Source organism: Streptomyces sp. NPDC026417 (assembly GCF_055567695.1).
The window spans coordinates 156,890-170,804 of record NZ_JBVHPY010000012.1 but is presented as its reverse complement, the minus strand read 5'-3'; the positions used below and the strand labels follow the sequence as shown (position 1 = coordinate 170,804).

16 protein-coding genes are annotated in these 13,915 nt (G+C 73.2%); 9 read left to right on the top strand and 7 right to left on the bottom strand.

The features are described 5' to 3' along the window. Nucleotides 1–3: 3 nt before the first annotated feature. On the bottom strand, nucleotides 4–1,635 hold the full coding sequence (locus ACZ4NT_RS20565) for an amidohydrolase (protein ID WP_121407482.1): 1,632 nt from the start codon (nucleotides 1,633–1,635) through the stop codon (nucleotides 4–6). Nucleotides 1,636–1,647: 12 nt separating this feature from the next. Continuing rightward, entirely contained in the window at nucleotides 1,648–3,156 is a 1,509-nt protein-coding gene (locus ACZ4NT_RS20560; protein ID WP_121407483.1) for an APC family permease, read from the bottom strand. Nucleotides 3,157–3,427: 271 nt separating this feature from the next. On the opposite strand from ACZ4NT_RS20560, the gene ACZ4NT_RS20555 reads away from it, so the two are divergent. Further along, nucleotides 3,428–4,147 (top strand): TetR/AcrR family transcriptional regulator, encoded by a 720-nt coding sequence (locus tag ACZ4NT_RS20555; protein WP_121407484.1) that lies wholly within the window; start codon nucleotides 3,428–3,430, stop codon nucleotides 4,145–4,147. 195 nt (nucleotides 4,148–4,342) lie between these two features. Beyond that, the gene (locus tag ACZ4NT_RS20550) at nucleotides 4,343–4,735 is read left to right on the top strand and encodes a VOC family protein (protein WP_121407485.1); all 393 of its coding nucleotides are present in this window, start codon (nucleotides 4,343–4,345) and stop codon (nucleotides 4,733–4,735) included. 70 nt (nucleotides 4,736–4,805) lie between these two features. On the opposite strand, the gene ACZ4NT_RS20545 is transcribed toward ACZ4NT_RS20550, so the two are convergent. Next, on the bottom strand, nucleotides 4,806–5,105 hold the full coding sequence (locus ACZ4NT_RS20545) for a DUF4235 domain-containing protein (protein WP_121407486.1): 300 nt from the start codon (nucleotides 5,103–5,105) through the stop codon (nucleotides 4,806–4,808). Nucleotides 5,106–5,219: 114 nt separating this feature from the next. Then, complete coding sequence (locus ACZ4NT_RS20540; RefSeq protein ID WP_467726754.1) at nucleotides 5,220–6,236, bottom strand: glutathione S-transferase family protein; 1,017 nt, start codon at nucleotides 6,234–6,236, stop codon at nucleotides 5,220–5,222. Here ACZ4NT_RS20540 and ACZ4NT_RS20535 point away from each other — a divergent pair. Then, the gene (locus ACZ4NT_RS20535; RefSeq protein WP_467726752.1) at nucleotides 6,235–7,323 is read left to right on the top strand and encodes a cation diffusion facilitator family transporter; all 1,089 of its coding nucleotides are present in this window, start codon (nucleotides 6,235–6,237) and stop codon (nucleotides 7,321–7,323) included. The two genes, ACZ4NT_RS20540 and ACZ4NT_RS20535, sit on opposite strands and share 2 nt — an antisense overlap. 117 nt (nucleotides 7,324–7,440) lie before the next feature. Here ACZ4NT_RS20535 and ACZ4NT_RS20530 read toward each other — a convergent pair whose 3' ends face one another. Further along, a complete protein-coding gene (locus ACZ4NT_RS20530) occupies nucleotides 7,441–7,884 on the bottom strand; it encodes a nitroreductase family deazaflavin-dependent oxidoreductase (RefSeq protein ID WP_121407489.1) in 444 nt (147 codons plus the stop codon). Between the two features lie 443 nt (nucleotides 7,885–8,327). On the opposite strand from ACZ4NT_RS20530, the gene ACZ4NT_RS20525 reads away from it, so the two are divergent. The 3 genes from ACZ4NT_RS20525 to ACZ4NT_RS20515 all read left to right on the top strand — a co-directional run bounded on the left by ACZ4NT_RS20525 (nucleotide 8,328) and on the right by ACZ4NT_RS20515 (nucleotide 10,141). Further along, on the top strand, nucleotides 8,328–8,531 hold the full coding sequence (locus ACZ4NT_RS20525) for a cold-shock protein (RefSeq protein WP_037622929.1): 204 nt from the start codon (nucleotides 8,328–8,330) through the stop codon (nucleotides 8,529–8,531). A gap of 209 nt (nucleotides 8,532–8,740) precedes the next feature. Beyond that, nucleotides 8,741–9,928: a cytochrome P450 gene (locus ACZ4NT_RS20520; RefSeq protein ID WP_121407490.1), complete on the top strand. Its 1,188-nt coding sequence runs from the start codon at nucleotides 8,741–8,743 to the stop codon at nucleotides 9,926–9,928. 12 nt (nucleotides 9,929–9,940) lie between these two features. Next, nucleotides 9,941–10,141 carry a ferredoxin gene (locus tag ACZ4NT_RS20515; RefSeq protein ID WP_121407491.1) on the top strand — a complete coding sequence of 67 codons (201 nt, stop codon included), beginning with the start codon at nucleotides 9,941–9,943 and terminating at the stop codon, nucleotides 10,139–10,141. 27 nt (nucleotides 10,142–10,168) lie between these two features. Here the strand turns inward: ACZ4NT_RS20515 and ACZ4NT_RS20510 are convergent, their stop codons facing one another. Continuing rightward, the gene (locus tag ACZ4NT_RS20510; RefSeq protein WP_467726749.1) at nucleotides 10,169–10,747 is read right to left on the bottom strand and encodes a TetR/AcrR family transcriptional regulator; all 579 of its coding nucleotides are present in this window, start codon (nucleotides 10,745–10,747) and stop codon (nucleotides 10,169–10,171) included. A 112-nt stretch (nucleotides 10,748–10,859) separates the two neighbouring features. On the opposite strand from ACZ4NT_RS20510, the gene ACZ4NT_RS20505 reads away from it, so the two are divergent. Both ACZ4NT_RS20505 and ACZ4NT_RS20500 read left to right on the top strand, forming a co-directional pair. Then, nucleotides 10,860–11,318 (top strand): nuclear transport factor 2 family protein, encoded by a 459-nt coding sequence (locus ACZ4NT_RS20505; protein ID WP_467726747.1) that lies wholly within the window; start codon nucleotides 10,860–10,862, stop codon nucleotides 11,316–11,318. A 135-nt stretch (nucleotides 11,319–11,453) separates the two neighbouring features. Continuing rightward, nucleotides 11,454–11,987, top strand: a complete 534-nt coding sequence (locus ACZ4NT_RS20500) for a flavoprotein (RefSeq protein ID WP_121407493.1) — start codon at nucleotides 11,454–11,456, stop codon at nucleotides 11,985–11,987. Nucleotides 11,988–12,144: 157 nt separating this feature from the next. Here the strand turns inward: ACZ4NT_RS20500 and ACZ4NT_RS20495 are convergent, their stop codons facing one another. Then, entirely contained in the window at nucleotides 12,145–13,002 is an 858-nt protein-coding gene (locus tag ACZ4NT_RS20495; RefSeq protein WP_121407494.1) for an endo alpha-1,4 polygalactosaminidase, read from the bottom strand. A gap of 285 nt (nucleotides 13,003–13,287) precedes the next feature. On the opposite strand from ACZ4NT_RS20495, the gene ACZ4NT_RS20490 reads away from it, so the two are divergent. Continuing rightward, nucleotides 13,288–13,914: an NADPH-dependent F420 reductase gene (locus ACZ4NT_RS20490; protein WP_121407495.1), complete on the top strand. Its 627-nt coding sequence runs from the start codon at nucleotides 13,288–13,290 to the stop codon at nucleotides 13,912–13,914. Nucleotide 13,915 lies beyond the last annotated feature (1 nt).

Below are 13,915 nucleotides of genomic sequence, written 5' to 3'. Positions count from 1 at the left end.
ACCTCAGGCGTCCGCGGCCGCGAACACGCGCTCACCGCCGACGTACGTCAGGGCCACCCGCGCCTCCGCGATCGCCTCCGGCGGCCCGGCGAACAGGTCGCGGTCCAGCACGACCAGGTCGGCGAGCGCACCGGCGCGGACGCTTCCGGTGTCGTCCAGGTGGTTGGCGTACGCCGAACCGGCCGTGTACGCCGTGATCGCGGCCGTCAGGGCGATCCGTTCGGCGGGCAGGAACACGGGGCCGGACTCGCCGGGCAGCACCCGGTTGACGGCGACGTGGATGCCCTGGAGCGGGTCGGGGCTGCTGACCGGCCAGTCGCTGCCCGCCGCGAGCCGTGCCCCCGCCCGCAGCAGCGACCCGAACGGGTACTGCAGGGCGGCCCGTTCGGGTCCGAGGAAGGGGATCGTCAGCTCGTCCATCTGCGGTTCGTGGGCGGCCCACAGCGGCTGGATCGTGGCGGTCGCCCCGAGCCGGGCGAAGCGCGGCACGTCGTCGGGGTGCACGACCTGGAGGTGGGCCAGGTGCGGACGGTTGTCGCCGGCGCCGTTCGCCCGGCGCGCCGCCTCGACGGCGTCCAGGGCGTCGCGCACCGCCCGGTCGCCCAGGGCGTGGAAGTGGCACTGGAAGCCGAGGGCGTCCAACGCCGTGACGTACGAGGGGAGCCGCTCCGGATCGATGAAACTGGTGCCCCGATTGGCCGTGGCACAGCCGCACTTGTCGAGGTACGGGTCGAGCAGCGCCGCGGTGCCGGTCTCGGCGACCCCGTCGAGCATCAGTTTGACGGTGGAGGCACGGAACCGGCCATGGCTCAACGCGGCCCGACGCTCGACGAGTTCGGGGATCTGCTCGGCGCCGCGCGCCCGGTCCCACCACAGGGAGCCGACCACGCGGGCGGTCAGCGAACCGTCCCGGGCCGCCGCCAGGTAGGCGTCCGCCGGATCGTCCATGCCGAGGAACGCGCCGACCAGGGCGTCCTGCCAGGCGGTGATCCCGAGGGCGTGCAACCGCCGTTGGGCGTGCAGCAGCGCGGCGAGCCGGTCCGCCGCGGTGGCCGGCGGCGCGAGCCGGCCGACGTACTGCATGGCCCCTTCCTGGAGCATGCCGGTGGGCTCGCCGGCGGCGTCGCGCTCGAACCGTCCGTCGGCCGGGTCGGGGGTGTCGCGTGTGACGCCCGCCAGCTCCAACGCACGGCTGTTGACCCAGGCGCCGTGGTGGTCCCGGTTCGGCAGGTACACCGGCCGGTCCGGGACGACCGCGTCGAGCAGTTCCCTGGTCGGCGTGCCGCCCTCGAAGGCCTCCATGGACCAGCCGCCGCCCGTGATCCACTCCCGTCCTGGGTTCCCGTCGGCATAGGCGCGGACGGCGGCGAGGGTGTCCGCGGCCGTCTTCGCGGCGGTCAGGTCGCACTGGGTGAGTTCCAGCCCCGCCGGCACCGGATGGACGTGCGCGTCCTGGAAGCCGGGGAGCAGCAGCCGGCCCGCGAGATCGACGATCTCGGTCCGCGGACCTCTGAGCTCCAGGAGTTCGGCGCCTCCGACGGCGGTGATGCGGTCGCCGGTGACCGCGACGGCGCTCGCCCGGCCTCCGTCGGGGGTGAGGACGGGTCCGCCGGTGAGGATGACGTCAGCGTGCATGGTGCGCTTCCTTCAGTTGGGGGTGGCGAGGAGTCGAGGGGTGTCGGTGTCGGCGTCGGTGCCGTGGCCGGTGCGGAAGTACGGCGATCTGCGCACCCACTTGGCCCAGGCCGCCGCCGCGACGCCGGAGACGATCATCAGGGTGGGCGCGAGGAGCAGGAACCGGCCGTTGTCCGCGCTGAACTCGAAGTGATCGGTGGAGGTGAAGAAGGACCAGCCGAGGTAGCCGCCGAGGCCGAGGAGGGCAGCGGCGCTCAGGACGGGCAGCACCACGGCCCGGACCCCCTGACGCCAGTCCTCGCGCAGGAGTCCCCGGAAGCGCACGGCTGCCGCGAGGGCGGTGAGCGCGTAGGACAGGGCGACGACGATGCCGACCGCGTTGACCGTGGCCATGATCATGTCGGCGAGACGCGGGATCACCAGGGCCAGCGCCGCGATCACGGCGGCCAGGGCGCCGATCAGCAGCGTGCCCGCCGCCGGGGTCCCGTACCGGGCGCTGACCCGGGACCAGACCGGCCCGAGCGTACGGTCCCGGCTCATCGCGAACATGCCGCGCGCCGTGGGGATGACTCCGGCCTGCAGCGAGGCCACCGCGGAGAACATCAGCGCCACCAGCGGGAGTGCGGCCAGCGGCTGCGCCGCCAGCCGGTCGCCGAAGAACGCCAGTCCCTCGGCGCCGTGCCCGGCCAGTTCCTCCTGCGACAGGACGCGCTGGAAGGCCACCGAACCGAGCAGGAACAGTCCCAGCATCGTCACCAGGGTGATGGTCCCGGCCCGGGACGCGTCCCGCGGGTGGCGCACCTCCTCGCTCACGCTGAACGCCGCCTCGAAGCCCCAGTAGCAGAACACCGAGAGCAGCAGCCCCTGCGCGAGCGCCGACGCCGAGGGGATCGCGAACGGGTCGAACCAGCTCAGGCTGAAGGGGTGCGGGCCGGTGACGATGCCGTACCCGCAGAAGCCCAGGAGGACCACGTACTCGAACACCAGCAGCCCGCTCTGCAACCGGGCCGCCGTGCGGACGCCGGTGACCGCGGTGAGCGTGACCGCGACGAGGACGACGATGCCCACGCCGGTCGTCTGGGCGGTGGAGCCGGGGTCGAGCGTGTGCCCCGCCACCCCGTGCAGACCCGCCCGGCCGGCCAGCTGGAGCAGCGCGGAGCCGGTCACCGCCGTGGTGTAGGCGAGGAACGCCAGCGTCGCCACGATGTTCACCCAGCCGACAAGGAAGCCGAGCCACGGAGTGAGGGAACGGCCCACCCACACGTAGCCGTTGCCCGCGTTCGGTTCGACCCGGTTCAGCCGCGCGTAGGCACCGGCGATGCCCAGGACCGGCAGGAAGGCCAGCAGCATGATGGCCGGCAGATGCAGGCCCACGACGGCCGCGGTCACCCCGAGGCCGATGCCGATGCTGGTGGTGGCGGCCGTACTGGAGGCGGCGATGGCCACGCCGTCCAGGACGCCGAGGGATGTGCGCAGGGACGGCCGCGCGGGAGGTGCCACCCCGTTCCGGTTCTCTGTCATGCCGACTCCGCTCGCACCCTGGGGCCTGGGGACGGCCCGGTGACGGCACATGAAACTGCCCGCGCACCGAACAGGTCAACGCTGTTGACATAAGGTGCCGGCACCGGTCCACTGGGTCCCGCACCGTCACGGGATCCCGCCCGTCCCACCGGTCCCGCTCGGGATCACCCGGCCCGGTGGCGGGCCGCCGGGTCCCGGAGCCGGGCCCCCTTTCCCGGACCGGCCCGACGGCCCGCTCCGGCCCGTGCCGCGGCCCGACAGGAGGAAGCCGATGAACGACCGTCTCGTCCCGCCCGACGCGCGCCGGCGCCGCCGCCCCACGAAATCCGGTGTCGTGCTCTCCGAGGAACTGATCGTCGAGACCGCGCTGCGGCTGCTCAAGGAGCACGGCGCCGACGCCCTCACCGTGCGCCGTCTCGGTCTCGCCCTGGGCGCCGACCCCAGCGCCCTCTACCGCTACTTCCGCGACACGGACGACCTGCTGCTCGCCATCGCCGACGAGCTGATCGGCCGTACGCTGCGTACCTGGCGCCCGTCCGGTGACTGGCGCGCGGACCTGCGCGACCTCGGCCTGCGCATGCACGCCGGAGCGCTGGCGCACCCGCAGGCCGCCGTGCTGAGCGCCTGCCGGGTCACCGGGCGCGTCCACGAGATCCAGGCGGTCGAGACGATCATCGGCGTGCTGCGCGGAGCCGGATTCCCGGACGCCGAGGCCGTGCGCGTCTACCACGCGTTCGTCGACCAGGCGCTGGCCTTCGCCGCCCTCGACGCGGGGAGCATCGCGCTGCCGGCGCCCGCGCGGGAGGCGGACGCGAAGGTGTGGCGGGCGACGTATGCCCGGCTGCCCGCCGACACCCACCCGCACATCTCGGCGACGGCCCGCCACCTGGTCGCGGACATGCGGCACAGCGCGTACCCGTCGGCCCTCGACCTGCTCCTCACCGCGGCCGAGGCCCGGCTCGCCGGCCTCACCGGCCCCGGGCCGCGGTGACCGGGCGCCGCACAGGGGGAGTTGCGCGTCGCGTGAGGGACGGGAGAAAGTGACGCACCGTCAACTCGCCGCGGCGGGCGGTGTGTCACGGAGCGCGGCGGTACCCGACTGATTCCGTCGGGCAGGGGGTACCCGGGCAGCGTATGGCAGCAGGTGGCGCCGCCGCCCGCGCCCCGGAAACCGTACGGAGGAAGCATGGGACTGACCGTCACCGGCGTCGTGGTGCTGGACTGCGCCGAGCCGGAGAAACTCGCCACCTTCTACAAGGAACTGCTGGACGCCGAGGAGACGGACGCGACCGCGAACCGGGTGGAGATCAAGGCGTCCGACGGTATGCGGCTGGCGTTCCGCCGCGACGTGATGGCGACGCCGCCGAGCTGGCCGCGCCCCGAGAACTCACTCCAGGCCCATCTGGACTTCCACGTGAACGACCTCGACGAGGCGGAGCGCCGGGTCGTCGGGCTCGGCGGCCGGCCGCTCGACACCAAGGACGCCTCCGGGCCGTACGAGGAGCGCGGCTACGCGGATCCGGCGGGGCACTCCTTCACCCTGCGGCTCGTCCCCGCCACGGCCCCCAAGCAGGGCTGAGCCCCGGCGGCGGTCCTCGGACCGCCGCCGGGCGGCACCGGCACCCTCAGTGCCCGTGCACCGGCGGGACTCAGTCCCGGCCGGTCTTGTCGGTGGTCGGCCAGACGCCCGTCGAGCGCTCGATGGCCTTCGCACCGGTACGGTCCACCGCGCTCCGCACGACCGCGAAGATGGCGCCCTGGACGGCCGCGGCGAACAGCACCTCGCCCCAGCCGCGGTCCTTGTCCAGCGCGTCCGGTGCGTTGTCCTCGTGCCGGATGGCCTTCCAGGTGGCCTGGAACGCCATACCCGCCAGCGCACCGCCCGCCCAGCCGAGTACGAACCCGACGGGCTTGTAGGCGAGGGGGAGCGATTTCTTCTTCTTGGACATGTGGTTCTCCTTTGTGCCTCTCGGCCGGCCTGCGGGGTGTCGCCGGACACTTGGCGTGTGTCCCTATCGGCGGCGAATACGCAGGCCGGGGTCGGGTGTCACAACCTTCGCCGATCAGGGCCGCCCCTGCGCGGGTACCTCCTCACCCTCGCGCACCGGACCCGGCGGCGTTCCGTCGCCGAACGGCCGACCGCCGAGCTCGCCGCGGTGATGCGGTGTCAGCCAGCCGGCGAGGTCCGGCCCCAGCGGCACGATGCCGGCCGGGTTGATGCCTGAGTGGACCTGGTAGTAGTGCCGTTTGATGTGGTCGAAGTCGACCGTGTCGCCGAAGCCGGGCGTCTGGTAGAGATCGCGGGCGTACCCCCACAGCACCCGGTCCTCGGCGAGCTTCCAGCGGTTGCACTTGAAATGGCCGTGGTACACAGCGTCGAACCGGACCAGCGTCGTGAACAGCCGGATGTCGGCCTCGGTGATCGTGTCCCCGACGAGGTAGCGCCGGTCCGCGAGCCGCCGCGACAGCAGCTCCAGCCGCCGGAAGACGCCCGCACAGGCCTCCTCGTACTGCTCCTGCCCCTTCGCGAAGCCGGCGCGGTAGACGCCGTTGTTCACGTCCTCGTAGACACCCGCCATGACCTCGTCGATCTCGTCGCGCAACCGCTCCGGATACAGGTCGGGCGCTCCCTCGCGGTGCAGGTCCGTCCATTCGGTGGCCAGATCCAGGGTGAGCTGCTGGTAGTCGTTCGTGACGAGCCTGCCGCTGGGCACGTCGACGAGCGCGGGCACGCTTACGCCGCCCGGGTGGTCCTTCTCCCGGGCGAGGTACGCCTCCTCCAGGTAGCGGATGCCGAGCACCGGGTCCCGCCCGCCCGGATCCAGGGTGAACCGCCAGCTGCGGTCGTCCTGGATCGGGTCGGCGACGGCGAGCGAGAGTGCGTCCTCCAGGCCGAGCAGGCGGCGCGAGACCAGCGCGCGGCTCGCCCACGGGCACGCCCGGCTGACGACCAGCCGGTACCGCCCCGCCTCCACCGGCCAGCCGTCCCGGCCGTCGGCCGTGACGCGGTCCGTGAAATGACTCCTGGAGCGCTTGAACTCCTTGCTTCCGCCGCCGGCGTTGCCCGCTCCTTCGCCCATGACGCCTCTCCTTCCGCTCCGGCCCCGCTGCGAATGCCCTGGTGGAGGGGTTCCCCGATTTCCGCGGACGGCACTGTGTGAGCGGGCGGGGCCCGGGCATCCGGGGCCTGTGGCCAACGACTCGACGCAACAACCGACCAGCTCCGACCGCAAGACGCGCATCACCGTCCTGGTGGCACTGGGAGCCAATCTCCTGATCGCCGTCGCCAAGGCGGTGGGCGGTCTGGTGTCCGGCTCCCCCGCGCTCCTCTCCGAGGCCGCGCACTCCGTGGCCGACAGCCTCAACGAGGTCTTCCTGCTGGCGGCCCTGCGGCGCAGCCGCCGCCCCGCCGACCGGCGCCATCCGTTCGGCTACGGCAAGGAGCGGTTCTTCTGGTCCCTGCTGGCCGCCGTCGGGATCTTCGTGATGGGCGGCTGCTTCTCCTTCTTCCAGGGCTTCGAGGCCCTCAAGAGCGGCGCCGAGGAGTCGTTCTCCGGGTACGTGACCGGGCTCGTGGTCCTCGGCGTGGCGCTGGTGGCGGAGGGCGCCTCCCTGGTGCGGGCACTGCACCAGGTGCGCAAGCAGGGCGGGGGGCTGAAGGACCCGGCGCTGCGGACGGTCGTCGCCGAGGACGGCACCGCGGTCCTCGGCGTGACGCTCGCGATCATCGGCATGGCGCTGCACATGGTCACCGGCCAGGTCGTGTGGGAGGCCGCGGCCTCGCTGGCCATCGGCGCGCTGCTCGTCTGCGTCGCCTACTGGCTGGGCCGCGACGCCCGCGCCCAGCTCGTCGGCGAGGCCGCCGACGAGGAACTGAGCGACCGCATCCGCGCCGTCCTGGACGCGCAGCCCGAGATCGACAGTGTGGAGGCGCTGCTCACCATGAAGATGGGCCTCGACTCCACCCTCGTGGCCGCCCGCGTCGACCTGGTTCCCGGGCTCGACAGCGAGGAGGTGGAGGAGGTGGCCGTGCGCATCAAGCGTTCCGTCGCCCGCCTGGTCCCGGAGGCCGATCACATATTCCTGGACGTGACGGACGCGCGTGCGGCACGCGAGGCCGCGAAGGCCGAAAGCCCCGCCGCGACGGGGGAGCGCGGCGGGGCCTGACGGTCGGGTGCCCGGGGACCGGCGGATCATGCGGTCCGGTCCACCGGCTCCCGTGCCGCGTCGCGCGGCCGTGCGGGCGCCGGTCCCGGCGCCGCGGCACGGTCCACGCGGGGCGACTCAGCCGGCCGGTTCCAGCACGAAGACGGGGATCTCGCGGTCGGTCTTCTCCTGGTACTCGGCGTACGGCGGATACGCCGCCACCGCGCGCTCCCACCAGAGGGCCTTCTCCTCGCCGGTGACCTCACGGGCGGTCAGGTCGTGCAGCGCCGGGCCGTCCTGGAGCGACACGGCCGGGTCGGCCTTCACGTTGAAGTACCAGACCGGGTGCTTGGGCGAGCCGCCGAGCGAGGCGACCGCCGCGTAGCGTCCCTCGTGCTCCACCCGCATCAGCGGCGTCTTGCGGATCTTGCCGCTCTTCGCGCCCCTGGTCGTGAGGATGATGACCGGGAGACCGGTGTTCCCGAGCGTCGTCCCCTTGGTGCCGCCGGAACTCTCGTACAACTCCACCTGGTCGCGCACCCATTGCTCGGGGCTGGGTTCGTACTCGCCTTCCAGAGGCATGTCTGCCGTCCCATCGTCGCGTCGTACTGGCGTCGTCCAATCAAGATTCAACACCGGATCGCGCGCAAATCAACCACACCCCACCTCGCGGACGGTCGGCCCCGGCGGCCGTTCCCGGCACGGTGGTCCCCTCGTCGCGCCGCCGCCGGACCCGTGCGGGTGCCCCCGAGCGGACCGCCGAGCCGTACGCCGAACGGGGTGAGCGGAGGCCGAGCCGGCCACCGGACGAGCGCGGCCGGCCCCGCGAGGCCGAATTTCGGCCCGGATCAGGTCCCTTGCTCTCTGGTGGGGGCCGGATTCGCCGTGTAGCGTCGCTGTCAGATGTCGTGGTTCGCCGTACCTGCCCGCGCTCCGGCGCGGGCGCTTTGCTGTGCGGTGGACCCGGGCGATCACCTCCGGGGTCCGCGCGGTGCGGATCCCGATCTCAACTGGAGGGCACCAGCATGGCCAGCGGAACCGTCAAGTGGTTCAACGCCGAAAAGGGCTTCGGCTTCATCGCGCAGGACGGCGGCGGGCCGGACGTCTTCGCGCACTACTCCAACATCAACGCGACCGGGTTCCGTGAGCTCCAGGAGGGCCAGGCGGTGACCTTCGACATCACCCAGGGTCAGAAGGGCCCGCAGGCGGAGAACATCACCCCGGCCTGACCCACCCGAACCGGGCCGGCCCACCGGCCGGGCCGGTTCAGGCATGTCCGGACCGGGGCTCGCGGAGCGGCGGTCACGGCCGTCCCGGGCCGCGGACTCCGGCCGGATCGCGGCGGCGACGCATCTGGCCGAACTTCGGGTGGTCCTGTTAGGTGCCCTGGGCATCTAATGAAGATCGGCAAGAGGGAACCATCGCTTGCGAGGTCTTCATGACAGAACCCGTTGCCTTTCCGCAGGACCGTACGTGCCCCTACCGGCCGCCCGCCGCCTACGAGCCGTTGCGCGAGGCGGGACCCCTGGCGCGCATCTCGCTGTACGACGGCCGCGACGTCTGGCTCGTCACTGGCCACGCCGAGGCGCGCACGCTTCTCGCCGACCCCCGGCTGTCCTCCGACCGCACCCTGCCCGCCTTCCCCGCGCCGACGGCGCGGTTCGCCGCCGGCCGCACGCGCCGCCTGGCCCTCCTCGGGGTCGACGACCCCGAACACCGCACGCAGCGCCGCATGCTGGTCCCCAGCTTCACCCTCAAGCGGACGGCCGCGCTGCGCCCGCGCATCCAGGAGACCGTGGACCGGCTGCTCGACCGGATGGCGGAGCAGGGCCCGCCCGCCGAGCTGGTGGGCGCCTTCGCGCTGCCCGTGCCCTCGATGGTCATCTGTGCCCTGCTCGGCGTCCCCTACGCCGACCACGACTTCTTCGAGGAACAGTCCCGCAGACTGCTGCGCGGCCCCGCCCCCGCCGACACCCAAGCCGCACGCGACCGACTGGACGCCTACTTCGGTGCGTTGATCGACCGCAAACAGCGGGACCCCGGGGACGGGCTCCTGGACGAGCTCATCCACGAGCAGCTGCGCGAGGGCGCCCTCGACCGCGAGGAGCTCGTCGCCCTGGCCACGCTGCTGCTGGTCGCCGGGCACGAGACGACGGCGAACATGATCTCGCTCGGCACGTTCACGCTGCTGCGGCATCCGGAGCGGCTGGCCGAACTGCGCGCCGACCGGACCCTGCTGCCGGCCGCCGTGGAGGAGTTGCTGAGGTATCTGTCGATCGCGGACGGGCTGCTGCGGGTGGCCACGGAGGACATCCGGGTCGGCGGCACCACGATCCGGGCCGACGAGGGTGTCGTCTTCTCCACCTCCGTCATCAACCGCGACGCGGACGCCTTCCGGGCGCCCGACGCCCTGGACTGGCACCGCTCGGCCCGCCACCACGTCGCCTTCGGCTTCGGTATCCACCAGTGCCTCGGGCAGAACCTCGCCCGGGCCGAGCTGGAGATCGCCCTGCACTCCCTCCTCGGCCGGTTCCCCACCCTGCGGCTCGCCGCCCCGGCCGAGGAGATCCCCTTCAAGCCGGGGGACACGATCCAGGGGATGCTGGAACTCCCCGTGACCTGGTAGGAGGCCTCGCGTATGCACGACGGCATCGCCATCGACAAGGACGTCTGCATCGGCGCGGGCCAGTGCGCCCTGGCCGCCCCGGGGGTCTTCGCTCAGGACGACGACGGGTACGGCGAACTGCTGCCGGGCCGTGAGGACGGCGAAGGCGACCCGATGGTGCGCGAGGCGGCGCGGGCCTGTCCGGTCGGCGCCATCACGGTGCCGGGGGACTGAACGGGCGGGCGCCCGCGGAGACCGGATTCAGCGGCAGGCGTCCATCAGGGCCCGCGCCGCCTCGCGGGCGCTGATGGCGGGCGCCGCGCTCCGCTCGATGCCCGCGGTGACCATCGCGCCCTCGGCGAGCAGGTACACCTGGCCGGCGAGGGCGACCGGCAGCCCCGCGGCGGTCACCAGCCCCGTCAGATAGTCCCTGAACGCCTGCTTGTGCGCACGGACCCGGTCGGCCACGCGCGCCGAGGCGGCGCCCAGTTCGCCGTACGAGTTGATCCACGCGCAGCCGCGGAAGCCCGGCTCGGCGAACCACTGCCCCAGCCAGTCGAAGACCGCGAGGATGCGCTCGCCCGGCTCCTCGTGCCGGTCGGCGTACGCGGCCAGATGCTCCCGCCAGCGGACGTCACGCCGCTCCAGGTATGCCTCGACCAGCAGCTCCTTGGCCGGGAACAGCTGATAGAGCCGCTTGAGCGAGACCCCCGAGGTGCTGCGGACGTCGTCCATGCCGACGGCCTGGATGCCGCGGCCGTAGAACAGCTCCTCCGCCGCGTCCAGCGCCTGCTCCCGGGCGCGGGCCATGGCCTGTTCGCGGGCGGCCGTGCTGTCCATGCGCAGTCCACTCCTTGACGCGAGAACCATCGTTCTCTACGTTAGCAGCCGACCGGAGAACGACCGTTCTCCATCTGTCGGGACCGCCGCGTCCCACGACGAGGAGCACGTCATGAGCGACCGTCCGCCCCTCCCTCCGTTCACCCGCGAGACCGCGGCGCAGAAGGTCCGGGCGGCCGAGGACGCCTGGAACACCCGTGACCCGCACCGGGTCTCGCTCGCGTACTCCGAGGACTCGGTCTGGCGCAACCGCGACACCTTCGTACGGGGCCGGGCCGAGATCGTGGAACTCCTGACCGCCAAGTGGGCGCGGGAGCGGGACTACGCGCTGCGCAAGGACCTCTGGGCCTTCGACGGCAACCGGATCGCCGTGCGCTTCCAGTACGAGTCCCGGGACGCCGACGGCCGGTGGTGGCGCTCGTACGGCAACGAGCTGTGGGAGTTCGACGAGCACGGTCTGATGACGCGCCGCGAGGCGAGCATCGACGACGTGCCCATCGAGGAGGAGGAGCGCCGCATCACCGGCCCGCGCCCGGAGGCCGAACGCGGGCGCTCCTTCCCGCTCCGCTAGGGGGGTGTCGTTCGGATCGCCGCGGACCCGGGCTGATCCGGACGGCACTCCCTGGACCCGCCCGGCGACGCCGGCCGGCGCGCGGGAGGCGGACCGGGCGACCGGGCCGGCCCGGAGCGTGTCTAGGGTGCTCAGGTGACCCGACACGCCGAGAAGCCCTTCCTGTACGTCGTCGTCTGCGCGGCCGGCATAGCCGAGGACGTGGGCACCCTGATCACCGCGGCCCGGCGGCGGAACTGGGAGGTCGGCGTCATCGCCACCCCGCAGAGTCTCGGCTTCTTCGACACGGAGGCCGTCCGGACCGGCACGGGCCGCCCGATCCGCTCCGCCTGGCGCTCGCCCGGCGAGCCGCGCCCGTTCCCGGCCCCCGACGCGGTGACCGTCGCCCCGGCCACCTTCAACACCGTCAACAAATGGGCGGCCGGCATCTCCGACACCCTCGCCCTCGGGACCCTGTGCGAGGCGTACGGCCTCGGCGTCCCCATCTCCGTACTGCCCTGCGTGAGCGACGCGCTGGCCGCCCACCCCGCCTACCGGGCGAGCGTCGACCGGCTGCGCGGCATGGGCGTCCGGTTCGGCGATCCGTACGGGGGAGAACCGCAGGAGGGCGGCGGCTACGCCCGGTTCCACTGGGAGCGGGCCCTGGACCTGCTCACCCCGCCTCGGTGACCGCCGGCCCCCTCGTCCCGGGCGGGCGGGCCGGCGGTCGGCCACCTCGCGCTCGTGGGGGCCGGCCCTCACGAGCATGTCCTTCGTGTGCACGGCCTGCCCCGGGACACCCAAGAGCCCGGCGTGAGCGGTCCGGGTGCCGGGCAGCGCGTTCGCGTCAGCGGGTCCGCCGTACGTAGTCCGCGTCGCCAGGGGTGGAGACGAGCACGTCCCGGCGCACGATGCTCAGCCTGCCGCCGAAGCCCGAACGGGCCTTGCGCAGGCCGCTGTCGGTGTACTCCACGACCAGCACCCGGTCCCGGAAGGCCTTCGCGTAGGCGCCGCACTCGTCGTACTCGCCGCACTCCTCCGCCACCGCGAAGTCGAGCCCGGCCGCGGTCCGCCGCCCGGCCAGCTCCACCGTGTTCTTCTGCCCGATGGCCAGCTGCCGGGAATGCGCGTGCGCCGAGAGCAGCCGGATGAACGCGGTGGCGTCGGCGGCGGTCAGCAGATGCCGGGAGCGGGTGTAGCTGTCGTAGTTGTCCGGCTCGACCGCGTCGTAGCCCTTGGCGGCGCAGCCGTCGATCCACCGGTTGACCCGCGCGGCCACCCGCTTGCGCTTGGCGGCCGTCCCGATGTCGAGCAGCGGTTCGTCCCAGTCCCGGTCCACGACGACCTTGCCGCGGGCGTCGCGCAGCAGCAGATCCGCGGGCCAGGACGCCTGTTCGCCGGGCTGGGCCTGGAAGGCGTTCACGTAACAGACGTTGTAGAGCCCGGGCGCCGGCGGCGACGAGCGGTCGCGGCTGACGATGCGCACGCCAGGCGGCGGGGGATAGGCCCCGCCGATCTGGTAGTCGAATCCCCCGGCGCGCGGCGGGAGCCGGACCCCGTCCCGTGGGTGCGCCGCTCCGTTCTCCCGGCCCTGTCCGGCCCCGTCGGAGACATCGGCGCCGCATCCGGCGAGCAGTACGGCGGCGACCAGGGCCGTGGCGACGGTCCCGAGGTGCCGGCCGCGGGCACCACGCGTGGCGGGCATGTCCGCTCCATCGATCGCGAGTACGTCCCCGCCTCGGACGCAACCGCGGTCCTGGCGACTTCGGCCGGGCTTGGAGCGAGTCCGCTACCGGCTGGGCGCACCTCTGCGTGCCGGGTCGGATCCGCGGCACGCAAGTGATCAAAGCGTGCGATCCCGCCCTCGTCAAGCGCGGGTGAGCGCCACGGAGTCCGGTCAGCCGACAGAAGCAACTCCGCGGGCCGTGCCCGATGCTGACCGAGGCGCACGTCGAAGGAGCCGGGCACACCACGGGAAAGCAGGCACGCCATGCCCATCGGGATCATCGGGGCCGGAGCGCTCGGCCGGGCCCTCGCGGGGCGCTTCGTGGCCGCCGGCGAGCGGGTCCTCATCGGCGACCGCCGCGGTCCGGACTCGCTCCGGGGACTCGTGCACGCCCTCGGGCCCGAACTGACCGCCGGGACGGTCGAGGACGCGGCCGCCGAGGAGATCGTCGTGCTCGCGGTGCCCTGGCGCGGCCTGGGGGAGGCGGTGCGCGCGGCGAAGACGTCCGACTGGCAGGAGCGGATCGTCGTCGACACCACCAACCCGCTCGGCGGGCCGGGAGCGACGCCTGCCGACCTCGGCGGGCGCGGCTCCAGCGAGGTCGTCGCCGACCTCGTGCCCGGCGCGCGCCTGGTCAAGGCGTTCAACACCCTCTCCCCGGCCCTGCTCGGCGCCGAGCCGCTGACCCCCGCGGGACGCCGTGTGATCTTCCTCGCCGGGAACCATCCCGGCGCCAACGACCGCATCGCCCGGCTCGCCCGGCGTGCGGGCTGGGCGGCCGTCGATCTCGGCCCCCTGGCCGGTGGCGGCCGGCTGCAGCAGTTCCCGGGCGGGTCCCTGGCCGCGCTGGACCTCATCCTGAGGCCCGGACCGGAGGCCTTATTGTCATGAC